At 72.3% G+C, this 19,541-nt stretch carries 13 protein-coding genes; 7 read left to right on the forward strand and 6 right to left on the reverse strand.

The window, feature by feature from the left end; translation table 11 throughout:
* Positions 1-114: 114 nt before the first annotated feature.
* On the reverse strand, positions 115-2,193 hold the full coding sequence (locus WMF27_RS29040) for a serine/threonine-protein kinase (RefSeq protein ID WP_437765622.1): 2,079 nt from the start codon (positions 2,191-2,193) through the stop codon (positions 115-117).
* A gap of 509 nt (positions 2,194-2,702) precedes the next feature.
* Here WMF27_RS29040 and WMF27_RS29045 point away from each other — a divergent pair.
* The 3 genes from WMF27_RS29045 (at position 2,703) to WMF27_RS29055 (ending at position 9,983) form a co-directional block, all read left to right on the forward strand.
* A complete protein-coding gene (locus tag WMF27_RS29045) occupies positions 2,703-7,733 on the forward strand; it encodes a zinc-dependent metalloprotease (protein ID WP_437765621.1) in 5,031 nt (1,676 codons plus the stop codon).
* Positions 7,734-7,992: 259 nt separating this feature from the next.
* A complete protein-coding gene (locus tag WMF27_RS29050) occupies positions 7,993-8,583 on the forward strand; it encodes an N-acetyltransferase family protein (protein WP_437765620.1) in 591 nt (196 codons plus the stop codon).
* Between the two features lie 200 nt (positions 8,584-8,783).
* Entirely contained in the window at positions 8,784-9,983 is a 1,200-nt protein-coding gene (locus WMF27_RS29055) for an MFS transporter (RefSeq protein ID WP_437765619.1), read from the forward strand.
* Between the two features lie 9 nt (positions 9,984-9,992).
* On the opposite strand, the gene WMF27_RS29060 is transcribed toward WMF27_RS29055, so the two are convergent.
* Positions 9,993-11,237, reverse strand: a complete 1,245-nt coding sequence (locus tag WMF27_RS29060) for a M14 family metallopeptidase (RefSeq protein WP_437765618.1) — start codon at positions 11,235-11,237, stop codon at positions 9,993-9,995.
* Between the two features lie 108 nt (positions 11,238-11,345).
* On the opposite strand from WMF27_RS29060, the gene WMF27_RS29065 reads away from it, so the two are divergent.
* Both WMF27_RS29065 and WMF27_RS29070 read left to right on the forward strand, forming a co-directional pair.
* Positions 11,346-11,885: a hypothetical protein gene (locus WMF27_RS29065; protein ID WP_437765617.1), complete on the forward strand. Its 540-nt coding sequence runs from the start codon at positions 11,346-11,348 to the stop codon at positions 11,883-11,885.
* A gap of 103 nt (positions 11,886-11,988) precedes the next feature.
* Complete coding sequence (locus tag WMF27_RS29070; protein WP_437765616.1) at positions 11,989-14,385, forward strand: fused MFS/spermidine synthase; 2,397 nt, start codon at positions 11,989-11,991, stop codon at positions 14,383-14,385.
* A gap of 6 nt (positions 14,386-14,391) precedes the next feature.
* Here the strand turns inward: WMF27_RS29070 and WMF27_RS29075 are convergent, their stop codons facing one another.
* The gene (locus WMF27_RS29075) at positions 14,392-15,216 is read right to left on the reverse strand and encodes an OmpA family protein (protein WP_437765615.1); all 825 of its coding nucleotides are present in this window, start codon (positions 15,214-15,216) and stop codon (positions 14,392-14,394) included.
* Between the two features lie 100 nt (positions 15,217-15,316).
* Here WMF27_RS29075 and larE point away from each other — a divergent pair, with 100 nt between their 5' ends.
* On the forward strand, positions 15,317-16,177 hold the full coding sequence (gene larE, locus WMF27_RS29080) for an ATP-dependent sacrificial sulfur transferase LarE (protein WP_437765614.1): 861 nt from the start codon (positions 15,317-15,319) through the stop codon (positions 16,175-16,177).
* Between the two features lie 148 nt (positions 16,178-16,325).
* Positions 16,326-16,631, forward strand: a complete 306-nt coding sequence (locus WMF27_RS29085; protein ID WP_437765613.1) for a hypothetical protein — start codon at positions 16,326-16,328, stop codon at positions 16,629-16,631.
* Here WMF27_RS29085 and WMF27_RS29090 read toward each other — a convergent pair.
* The 3 genes from WMF27_RS29090 to dnaJ all read right to left on the reverse strand — a co-directional run bounded on the left by WMF27_RS29090 (position 16,597) and on the right by dnaJ (position 19,521).
* Entirely contained in the window at positions 16,597-17,160 is a 564-nt protein-coding gene (locus tag WMF27_RS29090) for a hypothetical protein (protein WP_437765612.1), read from the reverse strand. The genes WMF27_RS29085 and WMF27_RS29090 overlap by 35 nt on opposite strands.
* A 313-nt stretch (positions 17,161-17,473) precedes the next feature.
* Positions 17,474-18,319 carry a pyruvate, water dikinase regulatory protein gene (locus WMF27_RS29095; protein WP_437765611.1) on the reverse strand — a complete coding sequence of 282 codons (846 nt, stop codon included), beginning with the start codon at positions 18,317-18,319 and terminating at the stop codon, positions 17,474-17,476.
* A 101-nt stretch (positions 18,320-18,420) separates the two neighbouring features.
* The gene (gene dnaJ, locus WMF27_RS29100; RefSeq protein ID WP_437765610.1) at positions 18,421-19,521 is read right to left on the reverse strand and encodes a molecular chaperone DnaJ; all 1,101 of its coding nucleotides are present in this window, start codon (positions 19,519-19,521) and stop codon (positions 18,421-18,423) included.
* Positions 19,522-19,541: the final 20 nt, after the last annotated feature.

Consider the following 19,541-nt stretch of genomic DNA (forward strand, 5'->3'; position numbering starts at 1 on the left):
GGCGCGCGGCGTCGGAGAGGGCGCGCCGCGCGGGAGGGCGCGTGCGAGACGTGCGAGACGTGCGAGACGTGCGAGACGTGCGAGACGTGCGAGACGTGCGAGACGTGCGAGACGTCAGGAGAGCAGGCGCATCACAAGGAACATCGCCAGCGCCGTCAGGAGCATCCCGGCGACGAAGCCGATGATGAGCCCCCGCTTGCCGGCGAGCCAGCTCGGCTCCCGCGCCTGCGCAGGCGCAGGCGGCGCCGGGGGCACGACGACGTGATCGGGCATCGTCGCGCGGCGCTCCAGCGCCGTGCGCTGCTCTGCGATGGTCGTGGCGAGCTCGAACGGCAGCGACGCCGCCGGGGCCTCCGGCGAGGCGCTGTCGGCCGCGGCCGGCGCTCTCCGCACGACCGCCGCGGAGTCCCCGGCGGTCTCCGCGCTCGCCGCGCCGAACCCCATCGCCCCGAACCCCTGCGGGCTCGCCGCCTGGAGCTCGCCGGGCGTCACCGTGGGCATCTGGCTCTCGGCCGGGGGGTGGGACGAGACCAGCCGGAGCGTGTTGGCGGCGCGCGGCGATCTCCTGTCCCACCCCCCCGCCGCCCCCCCGTCGAGCGGGCTCTGCGGCGTCGCCGGGACCGGCACGGAATCGACGCGCACCAGGCCGACCTCGGCCCGCTTCTCGGGCGTGCCCAGCCCGAAGTCCTCGGCGGAGCGGAGCGTCGCCTTCACCTCGCGGCCAGGAGGCGTGATGTCGAGCTCGTCGCCCTCGTCATAGGTCGCCGTGTGGACTCGCACCCTCGCCGGACCGAGGAGCTCGTCGCGACGGACCATGGTGAGCGTGCTGTCGTCGTCCCCGCTCGCGTCGTCGTACGCGCCCGGCTCGGCCAGGCCGTTCCCCGAGAGCAGCGCCTCGCTGGGGCCGTGGGACCAGGACGGGAGCTGCAGCGAGATCTCCGGCACCGACTCCCCGGCCCAGCGCTGCGGCTCGGCGCCCTCCCCCGGCGCGACCGCCTGCGGATCGAGCGTCTGCGGGAGCTCCGAGGGGGGCGGCGCGTGGTGAAGCACCACCGGCGGCGTGCGCGCGACCTCGGCGCCCGCCCCCCGGCCGGCCCCCCCGGAGACGAGCGTCCTGGCCGACTCGATCGAGATCTCCGCCCTCGGCGCCTGGCCGGAGATCGGCGCCGACGTCGAGCTCGGCAGCGACGTCAGCGGCGGGAGCGACATCGGCCCCCGCTGCAGCGACGCGTCCCGCGAGAACAGCGAGCTCGGCTGCCGGCGCGAGATCGGCCCGAGCCCCACGGCCGTGTCGGGCAGCTCGGCCAGCAGGCAGTGCAGCGTGTACCCGAGCTCGCGCGCCGTCTGGTACCTGTCCGCCGGCTCCTTGGCGAGCGCCTTCACGATCAGCGCCTCGAGGCGCGGGTGGATCCCGGGCGCGCAGCTGCTCGGCGCCGGCACCGGCGCATGGATGTGGAGCGTCGCCGTGTGGAGCGGCGTCTCGCCCTCGAACGGCAGCCGCCCCGTGACGAGCTGGAACAAGAGGACCCCGCAGGTGTACAGGTCGGCCCGCTGATCCACCGGCAGCAGCCCGCACTGCTCCGGAGCCATGTAGGCCGGCGTGCCGACGAACGTGCCCGCGCGCGTCACGACGGACAGCGGGTCGCCGTGGTGGAGCTCGGGCTCCTCGCCGGACGAGCCGGTGTCGAGGATCTTGGCGATCCCGAAATCGAGCACCTTCACCCGCTCGCCGTGAGGGTGCATGGGATCGGGGACCACCATGACGTTCTCGGGCTTCAGATCGCGGTGCACGACGCCCATCTCGTGGGCGACCGCGAGCGCCTCGCACACCTCCGAGAGGATGCGGACCGCCCGCGCCTGGCCGATCGCGCCGTGGCGCTCGAGGAGGACGTAGAGGTCGTCCCCCGAGAGCAGCTCCATCACGATGTAGCTGAGGGCGCCCTCGACCCCGTACTCGAAGATCTTGACGGAGTTCGGGTGCTTCACCCGCGCCGCGGCCTTCGCCTCGCGCTGGAAGCGCCGGATGAACGCGCGGTCCCCGGTGAACTCCGGGTTCATGATCTTGATCGCCACCCGGCGGGGCTCGGCGTCGCGCTCGGCGATGAAGACGCTGGCCATGCCGCCCTCGCCGAGGAAGCGGGTGATCGTGAACCGCCCGGCCACCTTGCGGCCGAGGAGCGCCTCATGCCTCATGCGCCCGGCACCTGCCGGCGTCTGCCCCGCTCGCCCGCTTCCGGGCGGCCGCACCCCTCGCGCAGGCGAGCGCTGCGCCCATGGCTGTCCGCGCGCCCGCGCGACCCGCGCGTCCGATGCGAGGGAGAGTGCACGCGGCGACCATACCAAAGAACTCGACAGCCGACGACTTGTCGGCCCCCGGCGGCGCGCGGTCGGTGGCGCGGCGCGCGGCGCGCGCCGCGCGCCCTCGCGCCCGCGCCACCGACCGTTCCGGGCGCCGCTCCGGCCGCCGTCACCCCGGAGACGGGCGCAGGCCGCAAGCTCGTCCGGCAACAGTTAACTCTTTAACGCCGCCCCCGGTGCGCATGTGCGACAGGGGCTTAACTTATCGAAAGAGCTCGCGTTCGAGCGCTGGCGAGCGTTGGCAACGTTCTTGCCTTAGGGGGACTACCTCGCGCTGCGCCCTGTGCGCCGTGAAGGGTCAGCTTGTGCGTCGATCTCGACAGGCAGCTTCCGGAGGATCGTTGATGAATCGAATTTTTAGGCGCGCGGTGCTCCTCGGCACCGTCGCGCTGACCGTCGTGGGGGCGGGCTGCGCCGAGGAGCGGCCGTCCATCAGAAGGGTGCAGAGCGATGCGCTCGCCAAGTCCTTCTTCGCCGGAGGGAACCTGAGAGACATCGTCGATGACCCCGAGTTCTACATGCGGGGTACGGTCGTCGACGTCGGGTACGGCGCAGCCCAAGATGGCCTCTTCACGTCGACCTACGCCCAGCCCGTCTCCCGGATCAAGTGGGAGATCACCGAGCACCAGCTCAACGCTCGGCTCGCCTACGAGCGCATCGAGGGGACCGACGGCAAGGGCAACAACTACAACGGGCTCGCCAAGAAGACGACGAACGACGGCCAGATCGTCGCGAGCTACGCGATCGAGTCGCATTTCGACATCGTGCGCGACTACAACCCGTCGACCGGCGAGGAGTCGAACGTCATCGTCGAGAACACGAGCGACCGGCTCTGGTACGAGCGCGAGTACTTCCGCGTCGACTGGTCGCGCAACCTGGCCACCGACGCCTACAACTTCGACACCCTGTCGCAGGTCGGCCTCTACGGAGGTGTCGAGTACGAGCCGCTCGCCTATTACGTCAGCGATCCCGCGTCCGCCGACGCTCCACAGTTCGACGCCGAGAACGGCTACTTCGACGTCACGACGAAGGCGTTCGCCACGCCTGTCCTGCTCGACCTCTCGAGCCTCGGCTGGGGCATCGACAAGTTCCCGGCCTGCATGCTCCCGGGCGACTTCGCCGGCGGCACCGACCCGTACGGCAACTGCAACCCGGTCGAGATCACGATCCGGCAGTCGTTCAAGAAGGTGGTCGACCGAGACTACGAGCCGGTCGACGTCGACGGCGTGAGGTTCCAGGCGTTCGGCATCTTCACCGCCGATTCCCGCTACGGCTACGAGCGCAACTACGGGATCGTGGACAACCAGTGGCGGCGCTTCGCGTCCCGCTACAACCTCTGGGAGCGCAGCCACTTCTACGAGAACCCCGAGACGATGGAGGGCGCGATCGCCTGCGCGACCGAGGAGACGACTCCCGTCGCGAAAGACGGAACCTTGGATCCCAACCTGGACGAGCGGGACAAGGACGGCACGCTCGTCAGCGACGGCACCGCGGACGCGTGCGCCGCGGCCGGCGCGGGCTCGCAGTGCGACGTGTACAAGCAGAAGTGCACGCTGCCCTACGCGGAGCGCGAGGCCGTCGTCATCCCCTGGTACGTCGGCGGCGACACGTCGGAGGACATCTTCGAGGCGACCGAGTGGGCCACCGAGGAGTGGGATCTCGCGATGAAGACCGCGATCCAGACGTCGCGCCTCGTCGAGTGCCGGAAGACGGGCGGCCAGGACTGCGACGCGAAGTTCCCGATGTGGAAGGGCCAGCAGGACGACATCGACGAGGCCGTCGCGCTCTCGCGCGCGCTGAACGCGTGCCGCCGCGAGCAGGGCTGGGACGCGCCGGCGTGCGACGACCAGGCCAGGCAGGCCGTGGAGCAGCTCTCTCAGCGGCGCGGCGGCGACCCGGCGACGCTCGCGATCGGGAGCGTCGTCACGCAGCCTTCGGTGATCGTGCTCTGCCACAACCCCATCGTGGAGGGCGATCACCCCGCCTGCGGCGACACGAGCGTCCCCCTCGAGGAGCGCGTCGCCCCGCGGCTCGGCGACCTCCGCTACAACAGCGTGCTCATCGTCGAGAAGCCGCAGACCCCGTCGCCCTGGGGCATCATGGTCGACGCCGACGACCCGCTCACGGGCGAGAAGGTGGCCGCCAGCATCAACATCTGGAGCCACGTCACCGACTCCGCGGCGCAGCAGCTCGTCGACCTCGTCCGCTACATCAACGGCGAGATCCCGACCTCCGAGATCACCGACGGCAAGTATGTCCGCGACTGGGCGCAGGCGAGCCGTGTGTCCGGCGGCGGCCAGGGGCCCACGATGACGAAGCAGGAGGTCACGTCGCGGCTCGCGAGCGCGACGAAGCTCGACGCCGAGGCGTACGCGGGCCTCGTCGCGCAGGGCGTCTCCCCCCAGCTCAAGGCGCTCATCGAGCCGATGAAGGCGAAGGTCGCCGACATCGCGGTGCGGGGCGACGTCCCGTCCCCGCAGCAGGCGGTCGTGGGCGCCCGCATGAAGGCCGCCCGGGGCAGCCTCGCCGAGTCGGAGCTCCTGAACCCGGCGATGCTGAAGCGGGCGGGCGTCCCCGCCGGCCTGCCCATCGAGGGCCCGCTCGCGGACGCGGCGTCGCCGTTCGCGATGAACAACCCGAAGATGCACTCGCAGCTCCGCCGCATGCACGACAACGCGCTCGCCGAGCGCGGCGCCTGCATCCTGCACGAGGCCCCCGAGGCCTCGGCGATGACGGGCCTCGCGGAGGCGCTCCGCGAGAAGTTCCCCGCCGGTGACGGCGAGACGGCCGACGAGAAGCGGGGGCGCTACGAGAAGATGTTCAAGTACATCCAGCGCCGCTACCAGTACGCGGTCATCGCGCACGAGATGGGGCACTCCATCGGCCTCCGGCACAACTTCGTGAGCAGCTACGCCTCGCTCTTCTTCCGGCCCCAGTACTGGCAGCTCAGGACGAAGAACGGGAAGGTCAAGGCGGCGTGCACCGGTGAGGCGGGCGAGAGCCCGGAGGAGTGCGTCGGCCCCCGCTACTTCGACGCGATCACGGACGAAGAGCAGAAGAACATGATCTGGATGTTCCAGCACTCCACGGTCATGGACTACCCGGGCGACGTCTCGCAGGACCTGGTCGGCCTGGGCGTCTACGACTTCGCCGCGGCGCGCTTCTTCTACGGCGACAACGTGAGCGTCTACGACAACGGCAACCGCAACTACCTCGCCGGCGGCAGGATCGGCGGCGGGCTCCTCGCCGCGACGGACAACTTCGGCGGGCTGGCCGGCATCAAGTACGGCATGTTCGCGAAGGGCAACGCCACGAACGCGCCCAGCGTCAACGACTTCCACTACTCCCAGCTGCAATCGCAGTACGAGGTCATCCGCGACTGCTACGACGTGGAGGCGACCCCGCCCGCGACGTGGAACGAGCAGCTCGACGGCAAGTGGCACCCGCTCCTCGACGGCGGCATCGTCACGGTCGGCGAGGAGACGAAGCGCTGCCGCCAGCAGCCGGTCGACTACGTCGGCTGGAAGCAGCTGCGCAAGCCGCAGGACAGCGAGACCGCGATCGGCGCCTTCCGCGGCGGTCCGGCGGTCGACGCCCAGAGCCGCGTCCGCGTGCCGTACGGGTTCGCGACCGACAACTGGGCCGACACCGGCAACGTCTCGGTCTTCCGTCACGACAACGGCGCCGACCCGTACGAGCAGCTGATGTTCCTGCTCACCACCCAGGAGAACAGGCACATCTTCGACAACTTCCGGCGCAACCGCACGACGTTCAGCGTCCGCGCCGCGGCGGACAGGTCCTACAGCCGCTACAACGAGAAGATGCTCGGCATCGCCGGCGGCATCGGGTTCTACGGGACGATCTACCAGGATCTCGCGACGAACCAGGGCCTGTCGTTCGACACGCTGTGGCCGCTCCTCGTCGAGGGCAGCCTGCAGGAGAACGTCGTGGCCGCGACGGTGGCGTTCGATCACTTCACGAGGCAGCTCGCCCGCCCGGAGGAGGGGCCGCACTACCTGCGCAACTGGGAGGCCGAAGGTCGGTCCAACCCGTGGTCCGAGTGGAACGTCCTGCGCTCGAACCTCGACGGCGACGACTACGGCGCTGGCGAGGACTTCCGCGGCTTCGGCGGCACGGTCAACACCCCGGTGCTGGTGCAGATCCCGAACGGCTCGACCGGCTACCTGAAGGACGTCGGGTTCGGCGGTCACCCGCTCGAGAACAGGAACTCGGAGACCAACGGCGACTTCGACACCGACTACTCGTTCAACGCGGGCAGCTACTACGACAAGATCAACACGGCCATCCTGCTCTCCGAGTCGGAGGACCGGTTCGTGAGCCAGTCCCGCCGCGACTTCTACGACGCCCGCTTCCGCGCGGTCGGCATGGCCGACGTGCTGCCCGAGGGCTACCGCCGCGTGCTCGCCAACGCCCTCACCGGCGATCGCTCGCTCCTCGCGCCTCGCCTCGAGGCCGGCGCGGACGGCTTCCCGGTGCTCGACACGGAGAGCAAGGATCCCGACCCGCTGGCGAAGGAGTTCCCGGCGCGCCCGATGGGCTGGGTCAGCTGGTGGCCGAACGAGGGGCCGAAGGTCTGCTTCCCGACCGACGGGAAGAACCTCTGCTCGAACTACATCGGCGACGACTTCGACCCGGCCGTCGTGGACCGGACCATCGCGGTCGATCCGCAGATCGGCTGGGAGGTGCAGAAGTTCCTGATCGCGTGGACGCTCGCGAACATCCCCGCGAACGGCAAGACGAACTGGCTCGACATGATGCGCGTCTACCGGCTCGGCAGCGACGCGGACCCGGGCTTCGAGCAGCGCATCGAGTGGCAGGACCCGACGTCCGGGCAGGTCTACTACGCCCGCACGTACGGCATGGAGTGCCTCTTCGGGGCCGGCAAGAACAGGGCGGCCTGCGAGGACTCGGGCGGCAGGTGGGTGCAGAAGGGCATCGCGGCCCGCGTGCTCGAGTACGCCAACGCCCTCACCGCGAAGGGCTACCAGCTCGACACGAGGCACGAGGCGCAGCCGGGCAACCCGACCGACAGCATCCCCGCGGATCCCGCGTACGTCGCCAACTACGGCCCCGGCTTCAACAAGTACGGTCGCGCGATGATCACGTACCACCCGGACGGCACCGCGATCATCATCCCGGACCCGGCCATCAAGGACGTGCCCGCGGTCGGCCCGCTCAAGGAGGTGCCGGCGTGCGATCAGAACATCAACGAGAGCTGCACCCAGCTCACCATCTACAAGAACCACTACGCGTACGAGCTGAAGGGCTACAAGTCGGTGCCTGACTACCTGCTCAAGATGATGGCCCAGTTCGGCCTCGCCGACCCGGAGCAGCTGGGCCTCTTCCTCGACTGATCCGCGCCTCCCCGCGCCGGGGCCCCGCGCGGGGGCCCCGCGCTCCTCTCTTCTCCTCTCCCCCCTCGTAAGCGTTAACCAAGCTTCACGCCGCGTTCTCCTGCATCCGAACGTTCACGCTGGTGACGCCCTGCGCGACGTCCGGACGTCCGGCCCTTCCGGCCCGAGATCGCCTGGCCGGCCCCGCCCTGCCGCCGTTGGAGGTCGCGCGGGCGCCAGGGCGGCACTACGCTCGCCGTGGCGCTGCGCGCGCCGCGGCATGATCCCTTCCCCCGCCCTCCACGCCATCGCCCCGGCCCACCGCTCGGACGCGCGGGCCTTCGCGGCCTACCTCATCGAGCACATCGCCGAGTCCGGCCGGCGCGGCGTGCCCCATTTCGCCATCGCGACGTCGCTCGCCCCCGACGAGGTCGAGCACAGCGCGCGCGACCGCTGGGGCAAGGGGCTCGACGAGCCGCTCTGGGGGCGGGCCTGGCTGCTCCGGTCGAGCGAGCCTCGGGCGCGCATCATCGGGCACATCGAGCTGCGCGGCGGCCGCGTCTGGTCCGAGAGCCACCGCGCCGTCGTCGCGATGGGCATCCTCGGCCCCCACACCGGGCAGGGCCACGGCCGGCGCCTGCTCGAGACCGCGATCGCGTGGGCCCGCGACGAGGCGGGCCTCGAGTACCTCGATCTCGGCGTCTTCGCCAACAACGAGCGCGCCAGGCGGCTCTACGTGGGGATGGGGTTCGTCCCGATCGGCACCCGGGAGGACGCGTTCCGGGTCGACGGCGCCATCCTGGATGACATCCAGATGACCCTCGCGCTCCGCTCTCCCGACCCGCGCGCGGTCGCCCCGTCGGAGCGCTGAGCCGCGGCGCGGGCGTCCCTGGGCCCGCCCGCGGCCAGGCCCGTGCCCCGCGCGAGCGCTGGACGCGCGCTGGAGGGTACCCGCCGCGGCGCAGATGCGTCATGAGGACAACGCCGTCCGGAGGCCCGTCCGGAGGCCCGGCCATCGCCGGCCCGGTCGCCGGCGGCCGTCACCGCAGTCCATCGCCACCGAAAGCCACCATGCTCCGCTCGCCGCTCCTGCCGATCTTCCTTACCGTCTTCGTCGACGTCCTCGGCCTCACGCTCGTCCTCCCCCTCCTCCCGTTCTACGCCGAGCACTTCGGCGCCAGCGAGCTCGTGGTCGGCGTGCTCGCGGCGAGCTACGCGGTCTGTCAGCTCGTCTCCGGGCCGATCCTCGGCCGGATCTCGGACCGGGTGGGCCGCAAACCCACGCTGCTCGTGAGCCAGACCGGCACGTTCCTCGGGTTCCTGGTGCTCGGCTCGGCGAGCTCGCTCTGGATGCTGTTCCTCGGGAGGATCATCGACGGGCTCACGGCCGGGAACCTGACGATCGCGCAGGCGTACATCAGCGACGTGACCCGGCCCGAGGAGCGCACCAAGGCGTTCGGCCTGATCGGCATCGCCTTCGGCTCCGGGTTCCTGCTCGGCCCGGCCATCACGGGGGAGCTCGCGAGCCGCTTCGGCTACGGCGCGCCGGCGTACGGCGCGGCGGCGCTGTCGCTCCTGTCGGTCCTCCTCACGGCCACGCTGCTCCCGGCGAAGCCGCCCTTGCCGGCGGCCCAGGAAGGGGCGGCCGCCGGGGCCGCCCGGCCGGCGTCGATGCGCCGCGGAGACGCGTTCCGCCGGTACTTCGACCGGCCGCTCCCGCGCCGCCGGCTGCTCGAGTTCTTCGCCTTCTCCCTCTCCTTCTCGACGCTCATCGGCGGCCTCGCGCTCTTCCTCGAGCGGCGCTTCGCGTTCGGCGTCAAGGAGACGGGCTACCTCTACGCCTTCTCCGGGCTCATCGGCGGCAGCATCCAGGGCGGCCTGATCGGCCGGCTGGCGAAGCGGTACGGCGAGGAGCGGCTCGCGCTGCTCGGCTTCGGCGCGATGGTGGTCGGCTACGGCCTGCTCGGCGTCGCGTACACCCTGCCCGTGCTGCTCACGCTCGTGGGGATCGCGGCGTTCGGCGCGGCGGTGGTGCGGCCGGCCGTCACCACGCTCCTCACGAAGAGCGTCGGCCGCGACGAGCAGGGCGCGGCGCTCGGCGTGAGCCAGTCGCTGGCGAGCATCTCGCAGATCATCGGCCCCATCGGCGCCGGCTGGCTGATCGAGCACCGGGCGCTCGCGGCCTACGGCCTGATGGCGGCGAGCTTCGCCGCCATCGGCGTCCTCCTCGGCCTGCAGAAGCTCCCCGTCAGCGAGCCTGTCGAGCTCTGAGCGGCCTGCTCAGGCGCGCGCACCCTTCACAAAGGGCAGGAGGGCGTCGACGAGCGGCGGCGTGGCGTCGTCGAGCCGCCGGGGGTTGTGCCAGGCGAACGGCTCGACGAGGCGCGACGGCCGGAAACCGAGCTCGCCGCGCGAGCACTCCACGAGGAGCGACAGCGCCCCGTGGCGATCGTGGAGCCAGTCGATCTCCAGGCCCGCCTTGCGGACGCCCCAGGCGAAGCGGACGTAGGACATGGCGCGGTACGGCCTGCGGTCCGCGGCGCGCGCGACGCGCATCGCGAAGGCGCGGTGCTCGGCGGCGTCGGCCACGGGCCAGAGGCTGTGCGCCGGCGGGTACAGCACGGCGCCGCCGGCGCTGTGCAGCGACAAGGCGCGGTCGATCCGGCGCGACGACAGCGCGTGCGCGATGGCCTCCACCTCCGGCTCGCTGGCGGGGCGGCTGCCGGGCGAGAAGAGGAGCCCGATGAAGCGCTGGATGAGGCCGCGCTCGTACCATCCCGCGTCGAAGTTCCGGTTCAGGTCGACACCCCGGGCATTGCCCCGCACGTACCGGTGCCGCCCGGCGCGGAGGTTCATCTCGACGCGGAGGAGCCCATCCGGGTTGACGATCGGGACGGCGAGGATCGACCGGCCGCCGAGGTCCTGGGTCGCGAGGCGATCGAGCAGCGCGAGGTGGGCCTCGATGCCGATCCACTCGAGGGGGTGGATCCCGGACAGGATCACCGTCGTCCGCACGCGCTCGCGCGACCCGGCTCCCGTCGAGGGGCGCAGGCTGGCGCGCTCGGCGCGCTCGGCCAACGAAGCGATGGCGGCGTCGCGCTGCGCCGGATCGTCCGCGCCGCCCGGCGCGCGGCTGCCATCGGCATCCGTATCGGCATCCGGCGTGCCATCCGGCGTGCCATCGAGCGGACGGAGCGAGACGCCGTTCGCAACGCTCCGTCCTCCCTGGGCGCTCAGCGCCAGGAGGCCCGCGGCTTGCCTCTCGCCGCGCGCAGCGGCCAGGCTGCCTGCGCCCAGCTGAACGGCGAGCAGCGGCTCGCCCCGGATCGAGCGCCCGATCAGCGTGACCTGCGCCCCGCGGTCGGCCAGGCGCTCGATCGCCTCCAGGAGCTCGCCGTACCCGCGGTACGGACCGAGCCCGCGGCGCGCGAGCAGACGGGACAGCGGCGCGCGCCGGTGTACAAAGAGGGCCGCCCTCAGGGCAGCCCGGCCTTGCTCTTCCGACGCCTGATCGGACTTCGGCATGCAGGGCTCACCTTTACCCTAGATGGCACGAACTATAGACCACCGGCCGCGCGTTCGTGCGATCCGGACCAGGTCAAACCAGGGATTACCGTGGCAGCGGGCACGCATATGGAATTCGACGGCAGCGGGTGGGCGGAAGGACGTATCGAGCTGTTGCCTCCGAGCCAGGGGTGGTCGCTGCTGTCGCCGGAGCCCGAGGCGCGGATCGACGAGCACCGCTGGGCGCATCAGGCGCGCGTCTTCTTCGGCGCGGAGCTGACGCTCGTGCAGAAGAAGGCGTACCCGTCGGGGACCACGCCGATGGCCGACGCCGTCGAGGTGGACATCGCGCGCACCTCCTCGACGCCACGCACGCCGAGCCGCGTGCTCGTCATGACGGTGCCGCTGGATCGCGCGCCGCTCGTGCGCGCGGCGGCCGCGGCGGGGGTGCGGGCGATCGGCGGCCGCGGGTTCGACGCGTTGCTCGCGCGGGCGCGGCGGGTCTGGCAGGTGCGAGAGCCGCCGATCGCCGGCGACGACGCGCGAGCGCCGCTGGTCGTCACCGCGGTGCTCGCGGCGGTGCTGCTCGCGCCCGTGGTACCGCCCGGCGAAGAGACGATCTTCGGGGTGAAGGGGGCCAGAGAGCGGCTGCAGCGGCTCGGCTGGTGACGGCGCGGCGCTTCGCGCCCGCCCTCGGCCGCCTGGCGAGGGATGTCGTCCTCGGCGCTCTGAGGTGCCTGCTCGCCGGGCGCCTGTACTAGCGTGCGCGCCCGTGCGCTCCCGCTTCCCGCTCGTGGCCGCCCTGTTCTTCGTCTCCGGCGCGACCGGCCTCCTCTACGAGGTCGCCTTCTCCAAGCTGCTCGGCTACGTCTTCGGCGCCACCGCGTACGCCGTGAGCACGGTCCTCGCCGCCTTCATGGGCGGCCTCGCCCTCGGCGCGCACCTCGGCGGCCGCCACGCCGCGTCCGCGCGCCGCCCGCTCGTCGTCTACGGCGCGCTCGAGGCGATCGTCGGCGCGATCTGCGCCGTCTCGCCGTTCCTGTTCGAGGCGCTGACCTCGGCCTACGTCGCCGTCGCCCGCGCCGCGCCCGACTCGCTCGCGCTGCTCACCGCGGCGCGCGCCGCGCTGACCGCGCTCGTGGTCGTCGTCCCCACGGTCGCGATGGGCGCCACGCTCCCGGTGCTCTCGCGCATCCTCCGCGCCGGCGCCCCGCCGGACGGCGGCGCGCCCCCCGCCGAGCACGACGCCGCGCGCCGCCTCGCCTCGCTCTACGCCATCAACACGGCCGGCGGCGCGGCCGGCGCGCTCTCCGGCGCCTACGTGGTCCTCCCGCACCTCGGCATCCGAGGCGCGCTCTGGTCCGCGGCGATCGCCAACCTCGTCCTCGGCGTCGTCGCGATCTCCGCCGGGCTGCGCGGCCCGGCGCCTGCTGCCGCCGCCTCCGAGGCGCGCTCCCCCGAGGCCCGCCCCGCGGACGCTCCGCTCCCTGCGGCCGCCGGCCGGGCCGAACCGCCGTTCCTGCTCCTGCTCGCGTTCGCGTCGGGCTTCCTGGTCTTCGCCGCCGAGGTGGTCCAGACGCACCTGCTCGCGCTGCTCATCGGCAACAGCGCCTACGCCTTCGGGCTGATGCTCGCCGTCTTCCTCGTCTGCCTCGCGGCCGGCGCCGCGCGCTCGCCTGCCTTCGCGCGCCGCCACGGCGAGGGCGCGCTCTCCCGGGGGCTCGCCGCCGCCGCGCTCTCGCTCGCCGCCACCGTCCCGCTCTGGGACCAGCTCCCGCGGCTCTTCGCCTTCGCTGGCAAGCACGTCGACGGGTGGGCCGGCCGCGAGGCGTGCCGCGCGCTCGCCGCCCTCGCGATCCTCGCGCTGCCCACGCTGTGCATGGGCACCACCTTCCCCCTGCTCCTCGCGCGCGCCGCCGCGCACGCGGACGTCGCCGCGCGCGTCGGCAGGCTGACCTCGGCGAACACCCTGGGCACGATCGCCGGATCCATCGTCACCGGTTACCTCATCCTGCCCGCGCTCGGCTCCGAGCGCGCGCTCCTGGCGATCGCGCTCGCCTTCGCCCTCACGGCCGTCCTCGCCGCCGCGCGCGCCGGCGCGGAGCTCCCCCGCGCCCTCGCGCTGGCCGCGGCGGCCGGGGCGCTCGCCGTGCTCGCGCCCCGCTGGGACATGGCCCGCCTCACGAGCGGCGCGAACGTCTATTTCGCCATGGGGCCGCGCCCCGAGCGCATCGACTTCGTGCGCGAGGACGTGCACGGCGGCGTCACCACGGTCGCGCACCTCGCCGGCGTCACGACCATGTACACGAACGGCAAGTTCCAGGGCGACGACGGCCCCGAGATGACGGCGCAGCGGCGGTTCGCGCACTTCCCCTCGCTCTTCCTCCGCGACACGCGCGCCGCGCTCGTCATCGGCCTGGGCACCGGCACGACGACCGGCACCATCGCGGCCTACCCCTTCGAGCGCATCGACGTCGCCGAGATCTCGCCCGCGATCGTCGAGGCGTCTCGGCGCTTCTTCGCCGGCCCGAGCCTCCGCGCGCTCGACGATCCCCGCGTCCGCCTCTCGCTCAACGACGGCAGGAACGAGCTGCTCGTCGCCGCCCCGGGCCGCTACGATCTCATCGCCATCGAGCTCACCAGCGTCTGGTTCGCGGGCGCCGCGAGCCTCTACAGCCACGAGTTCTACGAGCTGGCCCGGTCCCGGCTCACCGAGGGCGGCGTCCTCCAGCAGTGGGTGCAGCTCCACCACATCCGGCGGCGCGAGCTCGCCGTCGTGGTGAGGACGATGCGCAGCGCGTTCCCGCACGTCGCGCTGTTCGTGGGCGGCGCGCAGGGCATCCTCGTCGCGAGCGGCGCGCCGCTCGTCGCCTCGGGGGCGCGCCTCGCCGGGCTCGACGCGCGCCCGTCGCTCCAGGCGACGCTCGCCGGCGCGCGGCTCGAGGACCTCCTCGACGCCCTCGTCACCTCGGGCGACGATCTCGACCGCCTCGTCGCCGACGCGGCCGAGGACGGCGGCCCGATCCTGTCCACGGACGACAACCTCTACCTCGAGTACGCCACGCCGAAGGGGAACGTGCTCCCGTACGGCGCGTCGCTCGACGCGACGCTCGCGCTCCTCGAGCGTTACAGGACGCGGGCGCCGCGCGCGCGGCACCTCGCGCCCTGAGGTCGCTCAGCCCCCGCCCGCGGGCGCCGCGCCACCGCCGTCACGCGGCGGCGCGCTCTCCTTGGCCGGCGCGCTCGGCGCGGGGGGCTCGCCCTCCTGCGCCTCCGACGTGGCCCGCGGCTTGACCTGCACCGGCTTGATCTCGTCGCCCGTCGCAACGAAGCCCTTGCGGGGCGGGGGCGCCTTGAGCTGCGCGGCCTGCTCCGCGCGCTGCTTGCGCTGCTCGAGGCTCAGCACCTCCAGCGCCAGGCCGCCCCTGTACGGATCCTGCCCCAGGAAGGGGCGCCCGTTCACCTCGGCCACGTGGAACTCGACCCGCCGGTTCTCGCTGCGGCCTGCCGCGATCTCGTTCGGCCCGAGCGGGCGCGACTCGCCGAAGCCCACGGCGATCAGCCGGTCGCTCTCGACCTCGTGATCGACCAGCCAGTCGGCGACCGCGAGGGCGCGCCGGGCGCTGAGCGACTGGTTGTGCTCCTCGCTCGACTGCGCGTCCGTGTGCCCCTCGATCCGCAGCCGCGTCACCTCGGGGTGCTCCTTGATGAACTGGAGCAGCGTCTCCAGCGTCTTCTCGCTGCCCGGCCGGATCGTCGCCTTGCTCGTGTCGAAGACGATCTTGCCCTCGATGTAGACCTGGCTCTCCCCGCCCTGCTCCGACCAGGGCTTCTCCGGGTACCATCGCGGGAGCGCCCGCTGCTCCTCGGCGCGCGGCAGCTCCCGCGGCGGCAGCCGGTTGTCGCTGCACCCCTGGCCAGCGAACGCGGCGGCCGCGAGCGCCGCCGCGAGCGCGGACGGCAGGGAGGTGCGGGCGGCCTGCTTCCTCTTCGGGTCCATCTCGCCCTGCAGGGTGTCAGAACCGGCGCTCGGACCGCAAGTAACCTGGCGGACGCCGGGCCGACCGGCGCGGAACGCGGCTTATGGTAAGAGGATCGCCATGTCCGCGCTGCCGTCCACGCCCGAGGGCTCGCCCATCGATCCCAAGCTCGCCGGGCTGCGCGCCCGGCTCCGGGAGCTCGGATCGGTCCTCGTCTGCTACTCCGGCGGGGTCGACAGCGCCTTCGTCCTCGCGGTCGCGCACCAGGAGCTCGGCCCGAGGGCCGTCGGGATGACCGCGGTCTCGCCGAGCCTCGCGCCGGCCGAGAAGGAAGAGGCCACCTCGATCGCCCGGCTGATCGGCGCCGACCACCGGCTCGTCGAGTCGTCCGAGATCGACGATCCGCGCTACGTCGCGAACAACCCGGATCGCTGCTTCCACTGCAAGAGCGAGCTCTACCGGATCGCCGCGCGAAAGCGGTCCGAGTGGGCGCTCGCGGCGATCGTGAACGGCACCAACACCGACGACCTCGGCGACTACCGCCCCGGGCTGGAGGCGGCGCGGGAGGCGGGCGTGCTGAGCCCCCTCGTCGAGCTCGGCTTCAGCAAGGCCGACGTGCGCGCCGGCGCGGCGCGCGTCGGCCTGCCCATCTGGGACAAGCCGGCCGCGGCCTGCCTCTCCAGCCGGATCCCTTACGGGACCAGCGTCACGCGCGAGCGGCTCGCGCAGATCGGCGGCTTCGAGGCGGCGCTGCGCGGCCTCGGGTTCCGCCAGGTCCGCGTCCGCTACCACGACGACCTCGCGCGCATCGAGCTCGACGCGGGCGAGCTCGCGCGCGCCGCCGATCCGCCCGTGCGCGCCGAGATCGTGGCCGCCGGCAAGCGGCACGGCTTCCGGTACGTGACGCTCGATCTCGGCGGGTACAGGACCGGAAGCCACAACGAGGTCCTCGTCGGCCGCGCCCTCAAGATCGTGAGCTGATCTCGCTGGAGCCGCAGAGCGCGCAGCTCGCGGCGCTCCGCCGAGCGCCCGAGGAGAGCGGCCTCCGCGGCCCATGACGCGGCGCCGAGCGGGTGACCGTGGCCTCGCGTCCGTTGCCACGCTGTGAGGCTCGCCGCATACTCGATCCATGAGCGAAGCCACGGCCGAGCCGATCGTCATCTACCGCAGCGTCAACCGAGACGGCGCGACGTTCGCGCTCGAGCCGCGGTCGCTCGATCGACTCCGCGCCACGTTCGGATCGGCGGTGCGCGCTCGCGACCGGATCTTCATCGCGCACGAGACGCAGGCTGACTACGAAGAGGTGCGGGGGAGCATCGCGCCGCAGATCGTGATTCTCCTGACGGGCCTCGGCGAGGATCGCCTGCGGCCGCTCGGCGGCGTCGTGTTCCGCGACCCGGTCAGCGAGAAGGATCTCCCGCGGACGGCGGCATAGGCTCGGCTGCGCTGCCGTTCCCGACGCTGCCCGGACCGCCCTCGACGACACACAGCTCGTCCGGCCATCGGTCGAGGTAACGGTCGAGGACGCCCCCCCAGGCGTGTGCAACGTTCGTTTCGAGCTCGAGATCCACGGCGAAGATGAGCGTGTCCGTGGTCGCGTCTTCGTCGGAGCGCGGACGCCGCCCTGAGCTGGTTCCCGCCATCGCGACACAAGCTTCCCTCAGCTGGAACAGATCCCGGCGCGGGATGACGAGGAATCTCCAGCTCGCCGGGAGCCGCACGAGGAGCATGTAGAAGAGCTCTATCGCCTGCTGCGTCCGCATCTGCTGACGCGACAGTTTGAACGTGGCACGCACGCGCCTCGCGCCCGAGCTCTCCGTGGAGCCCTCGATCGGCGCCGCCTTCGCGGTCTTCACCTGAACCCGGCGCGTCGTCTTGTCGCGATCGTCGATCACGAACGCGTCGTCGCCCACATCGACCACCGGCACCGCGACGTTCCAGCCGCGCAGCAGCAGCTCCGACATCGCGTAGTACTCGCCCGCCCTCCCGAAGTGTGTCCTCTTGCTGCTCCTTTACCCGTGCTGGATCTTGGCATGTCGAGGCGGCGCCCGTGGCACGAAAGTCTGGACGCGCCACCCGCCCATCAGGACGCGCCACCCGCCCATCAGGACGCGCCACCCGCCCATCAGGACACCCCACCCGCCCATCAGGACACCCCACCCGCGCATCTGGACACCCCACCCGCCCATCAGGACACGCCGCGCCCCATCAGGACACGCCCCCGCCCCGCCGGCGCGCCGTGCCGCGGTGCCCGGCGCGCCGCTCGGCCGCGCGGTCTCACACGAGCGAGGAGCGCGCGACCTTGGCGCGCTCGTCGCGCTCCTTCAGGTGCTCGAGGATGATCACCGCCGTCTCCTCGATGGCGCGCTTGGTGACGTCGACCACCGGCCACTCCGGGTGCGCGGCGAAGAGGCGGTTCGCGAAGTCCAGCTCCTGGCGGACGTGCTCGCGCATCGCGTAGTTGGTCTCGGAGGGCATCCCGAGCTGGCGCAGCCGCGCCTGCCGGATCTCGCAGAGCTGATCGAGCCCGATGGTCAGCCCGACGACCCGATCCTGGGGGGCCTCCATCAGCTCGAGCGGCGGCGGGACGCCGAGCACCAGGGGCAGGTTCGCGACCTTGAGGCCGCGCTGCGCGAGCAGCGTCGACAGCGGCGTCTTCGACGTGCGCGAGACGCCGACGAGGACGATGTCGGCCCTCTTGAAGTTCCGCGGCTCCTTGCCGTCGTCGCTCTTCACCGCGAACTCCACCGCCTCGATGCGCCGGAAGTACTCCTCGCTCAGCGGGAGCATCGCGCTCGGCAGGTTGATCGGCTCCCGGTCGAGGAAGGTGCCGAGCCGGACGATGAGCGAGCCGATCAGATCGATCGCCTCGATGTTCAGCTCGGCGGTGGACGCATGCACGAACTCGCGCAGCTCGGGGCTCACCACGGTGAACACGACGAGCGCGCCCTCCCGGGCCGCGCGCTCGAGCACCGGCCGCGCGACCTCCGGCGTGCGCACCCGGGTGTGGAGGCGGATCTGCACCCCCGCGTCCGGGTACTGGAGGAGCGCGGCGCGCACGGCCTTCTCTGCCGTCTCTCCGGTGGAGTCGCTCAGGACGTCGATGAACTTCGCCTTGTCCATGTCCAATGCCTCCGTCGCCATGTCGGCTCAGGCGCTCGAGGCAGGGCTCGTGCCTCGGCGTTCAGCAGAGCGCAGAGGATCGCGCGCGGCCGCGCGCCAGGTCAACCAAACAGCCCCTTCAGCTTCTCCATGAAGGTGGCCTGCTGAGGCTGCACGTTCTCGCCGAGGTCCTTCGCCAGCTGCGCGATGAGCTCCCGCTGCGTCGCGGTGAGCTGCGTCGGCACCTCGACGCTCACCTCGACGAGCTGGTCGCCGCGCCCGCCCACGACGCGACGCGGTATGCCCTTGCCCTTGATCCGGAGCACCGCGCCGGGCTGCGTGCCCGGGGGGATGCGGAGCCGGCCCTTCCCCTCCAGGGTCGGGATCTCCAGCTCGCCGCCGAGCGCCGCGCGCGCGAACGAGATCGGCACCGAGCACACCACGTCGTCGCCGACGCGGCGGAAGAGCTCGTGCGGCGAGACGCGGATGGTGAGCTCCAGATCGCCCGGACCGCGGTCGGAGCGGACGGCGTTGCCGCCGCGCTCCACGAGCCGCGTCGCGCCGTTCTCCACGCCCGGAGGGATCGTCACCTCGATGGTCTTCTGCTTCGCCGCGAGGCCGGCGCCGCGGCACGTCCTGCACGGGTCGGTCACGATCCGCCCCGTGCCGCGGCACCGCCCGCAGGGGCGCTCGATCGCGATGGGGAACATCCCCTGCTGCATCCGGACGCGGCCGCGGCCCGAGCACGCCGAGCAGCGCTCGGTCGACGCGCCCGGCGCGGAGCCCGAGCCGGCGCAGTCGCCGCACGGCTCGACGCGATCGTAGGTGATCTCCTTCGCGCAGCCGAACGCCGCCTCCTCGAACGTGATCCGCACCTCCTTCTGCAGCGTCCCGCGGTCGCCGACCCGGATGCCCAGGGCGCCGAGGAGATCGCCGAAGATGGCGTCCAGGTTGAGGTCCTGCATGTCGAAGGGCACGCCCGGGACCCCCGAGCCGGCGGAGGCGCCGACGGCGGCGGGGCCGAACCGATCGAACGCCGCGCGCTTCTGCGGATCGCTCAGGATCTGGTAGGCCGCGTTCAGCTCCTTGAAGCGGACGTGCGCGCCCTGATCCCCCGGGTTCTTGTCGGGATGGTGCTGGCCGGCGAGCCGCCGGAAGGCGCTCTTGATTTCATCCTGCGTCGAGGAACGCTCGACGCCCAATACTTCGTACGGATCCCGCACGACGTGCGAAATAGCATCGA

The sequence above is a fragment of the Sorangium sp. So ce281 genome, from assembly GCF_051527395.1.
GTDB classification, from domain to species: Bacteria; Myxococcota_A; Polyangia; order Polyangiales; family Polyangiaceae; genus Sorangium; species Sorangium cellulosum_B.

Excerpts from the sequence above, each read along its gene's own strand:
- WMF27_RS29040 (WP_437765622.1), bottom strand. The coding sequence starts at position 2,193 with ATGAGGCATGAGGCGCTCCTCGGCCGCAAGGTGGCCGGGCGGTTCACG.
- WMF27_RS29045 (WP_437765621.1), top strand. The coding sequence starts at position 2,703 with ATGAATCGAATTTTTAGGCGCGCGGTGCTCCTCGGCACCGTCGCGCTG.
- WMF27_RS29050 (WP_437765620.1), top strand. The coding sequence starts at position 7,993 with ATGATCCCTTCCCCCGCCCTCCACGCCATCGCCCCGGCCCACCGCTCG.
- WMF27_RS29055 (WP_437765619.1), top strand. The coding sequence starts at position 8,784 with ATGCTCCGCTCGCCGCTCCTGCCGATCTTCCTTACCGTCTTCGTCGAC.
- WMF27_RS29060 (WP_437765618.1), bottom strand. The coding sequence starts at position 11,237 with ATGCCGAAGTCCGATCAGGCGTCGGAAGAGCAAGGCCGGGCTGCCCTG.
- WMF27_RS29065 (WP_437765617.1), top strand. The coding sequence starts at position 11,346 with ATGGAATTCGACGGCAGCGGGTGGGCGGAAGGACGTATCGAGCTGTTG.
- WMF27_RS29075 (WP_437765615.1), bottom strand. The coding sequence starts at position 15,216 with ATGGACCCGAAGAGGAAGCAGGCCGCCCGCACCTCCCTGCCGTCCGCG.
- larE (WP_437765614.1), top strand. The coding sequence starts at position 15,317 with ATGTCCGCGCTGCCGTCCACGCCCGAGGGCTCGCCCATCGATCCCAAG.
- WMF27_RS29085 (WP_437765613.1), top strand. The coding sequence starts at position 16,326 with ATGAGCGAAGCCACGGCCGAGCCGATCGTCATCTACCGCAGCGTCAAC.
- WMF27_RS29090 (WP_437765612.1), bottom strand. The coding sequence starts at position 17,160 with ATGTCGGAGCTGCTGCTGCGCGGCTGGAACGTCGCGGTGCCGGTGGTC.
- WMF27_RS29095 (WP_437765611.1), bottom strand. The coding sequence starts at position 18,319 with ATGGACAAGGCGAAGTTCATCGACGTCCTGAGCGACTCCACCGGAGAG.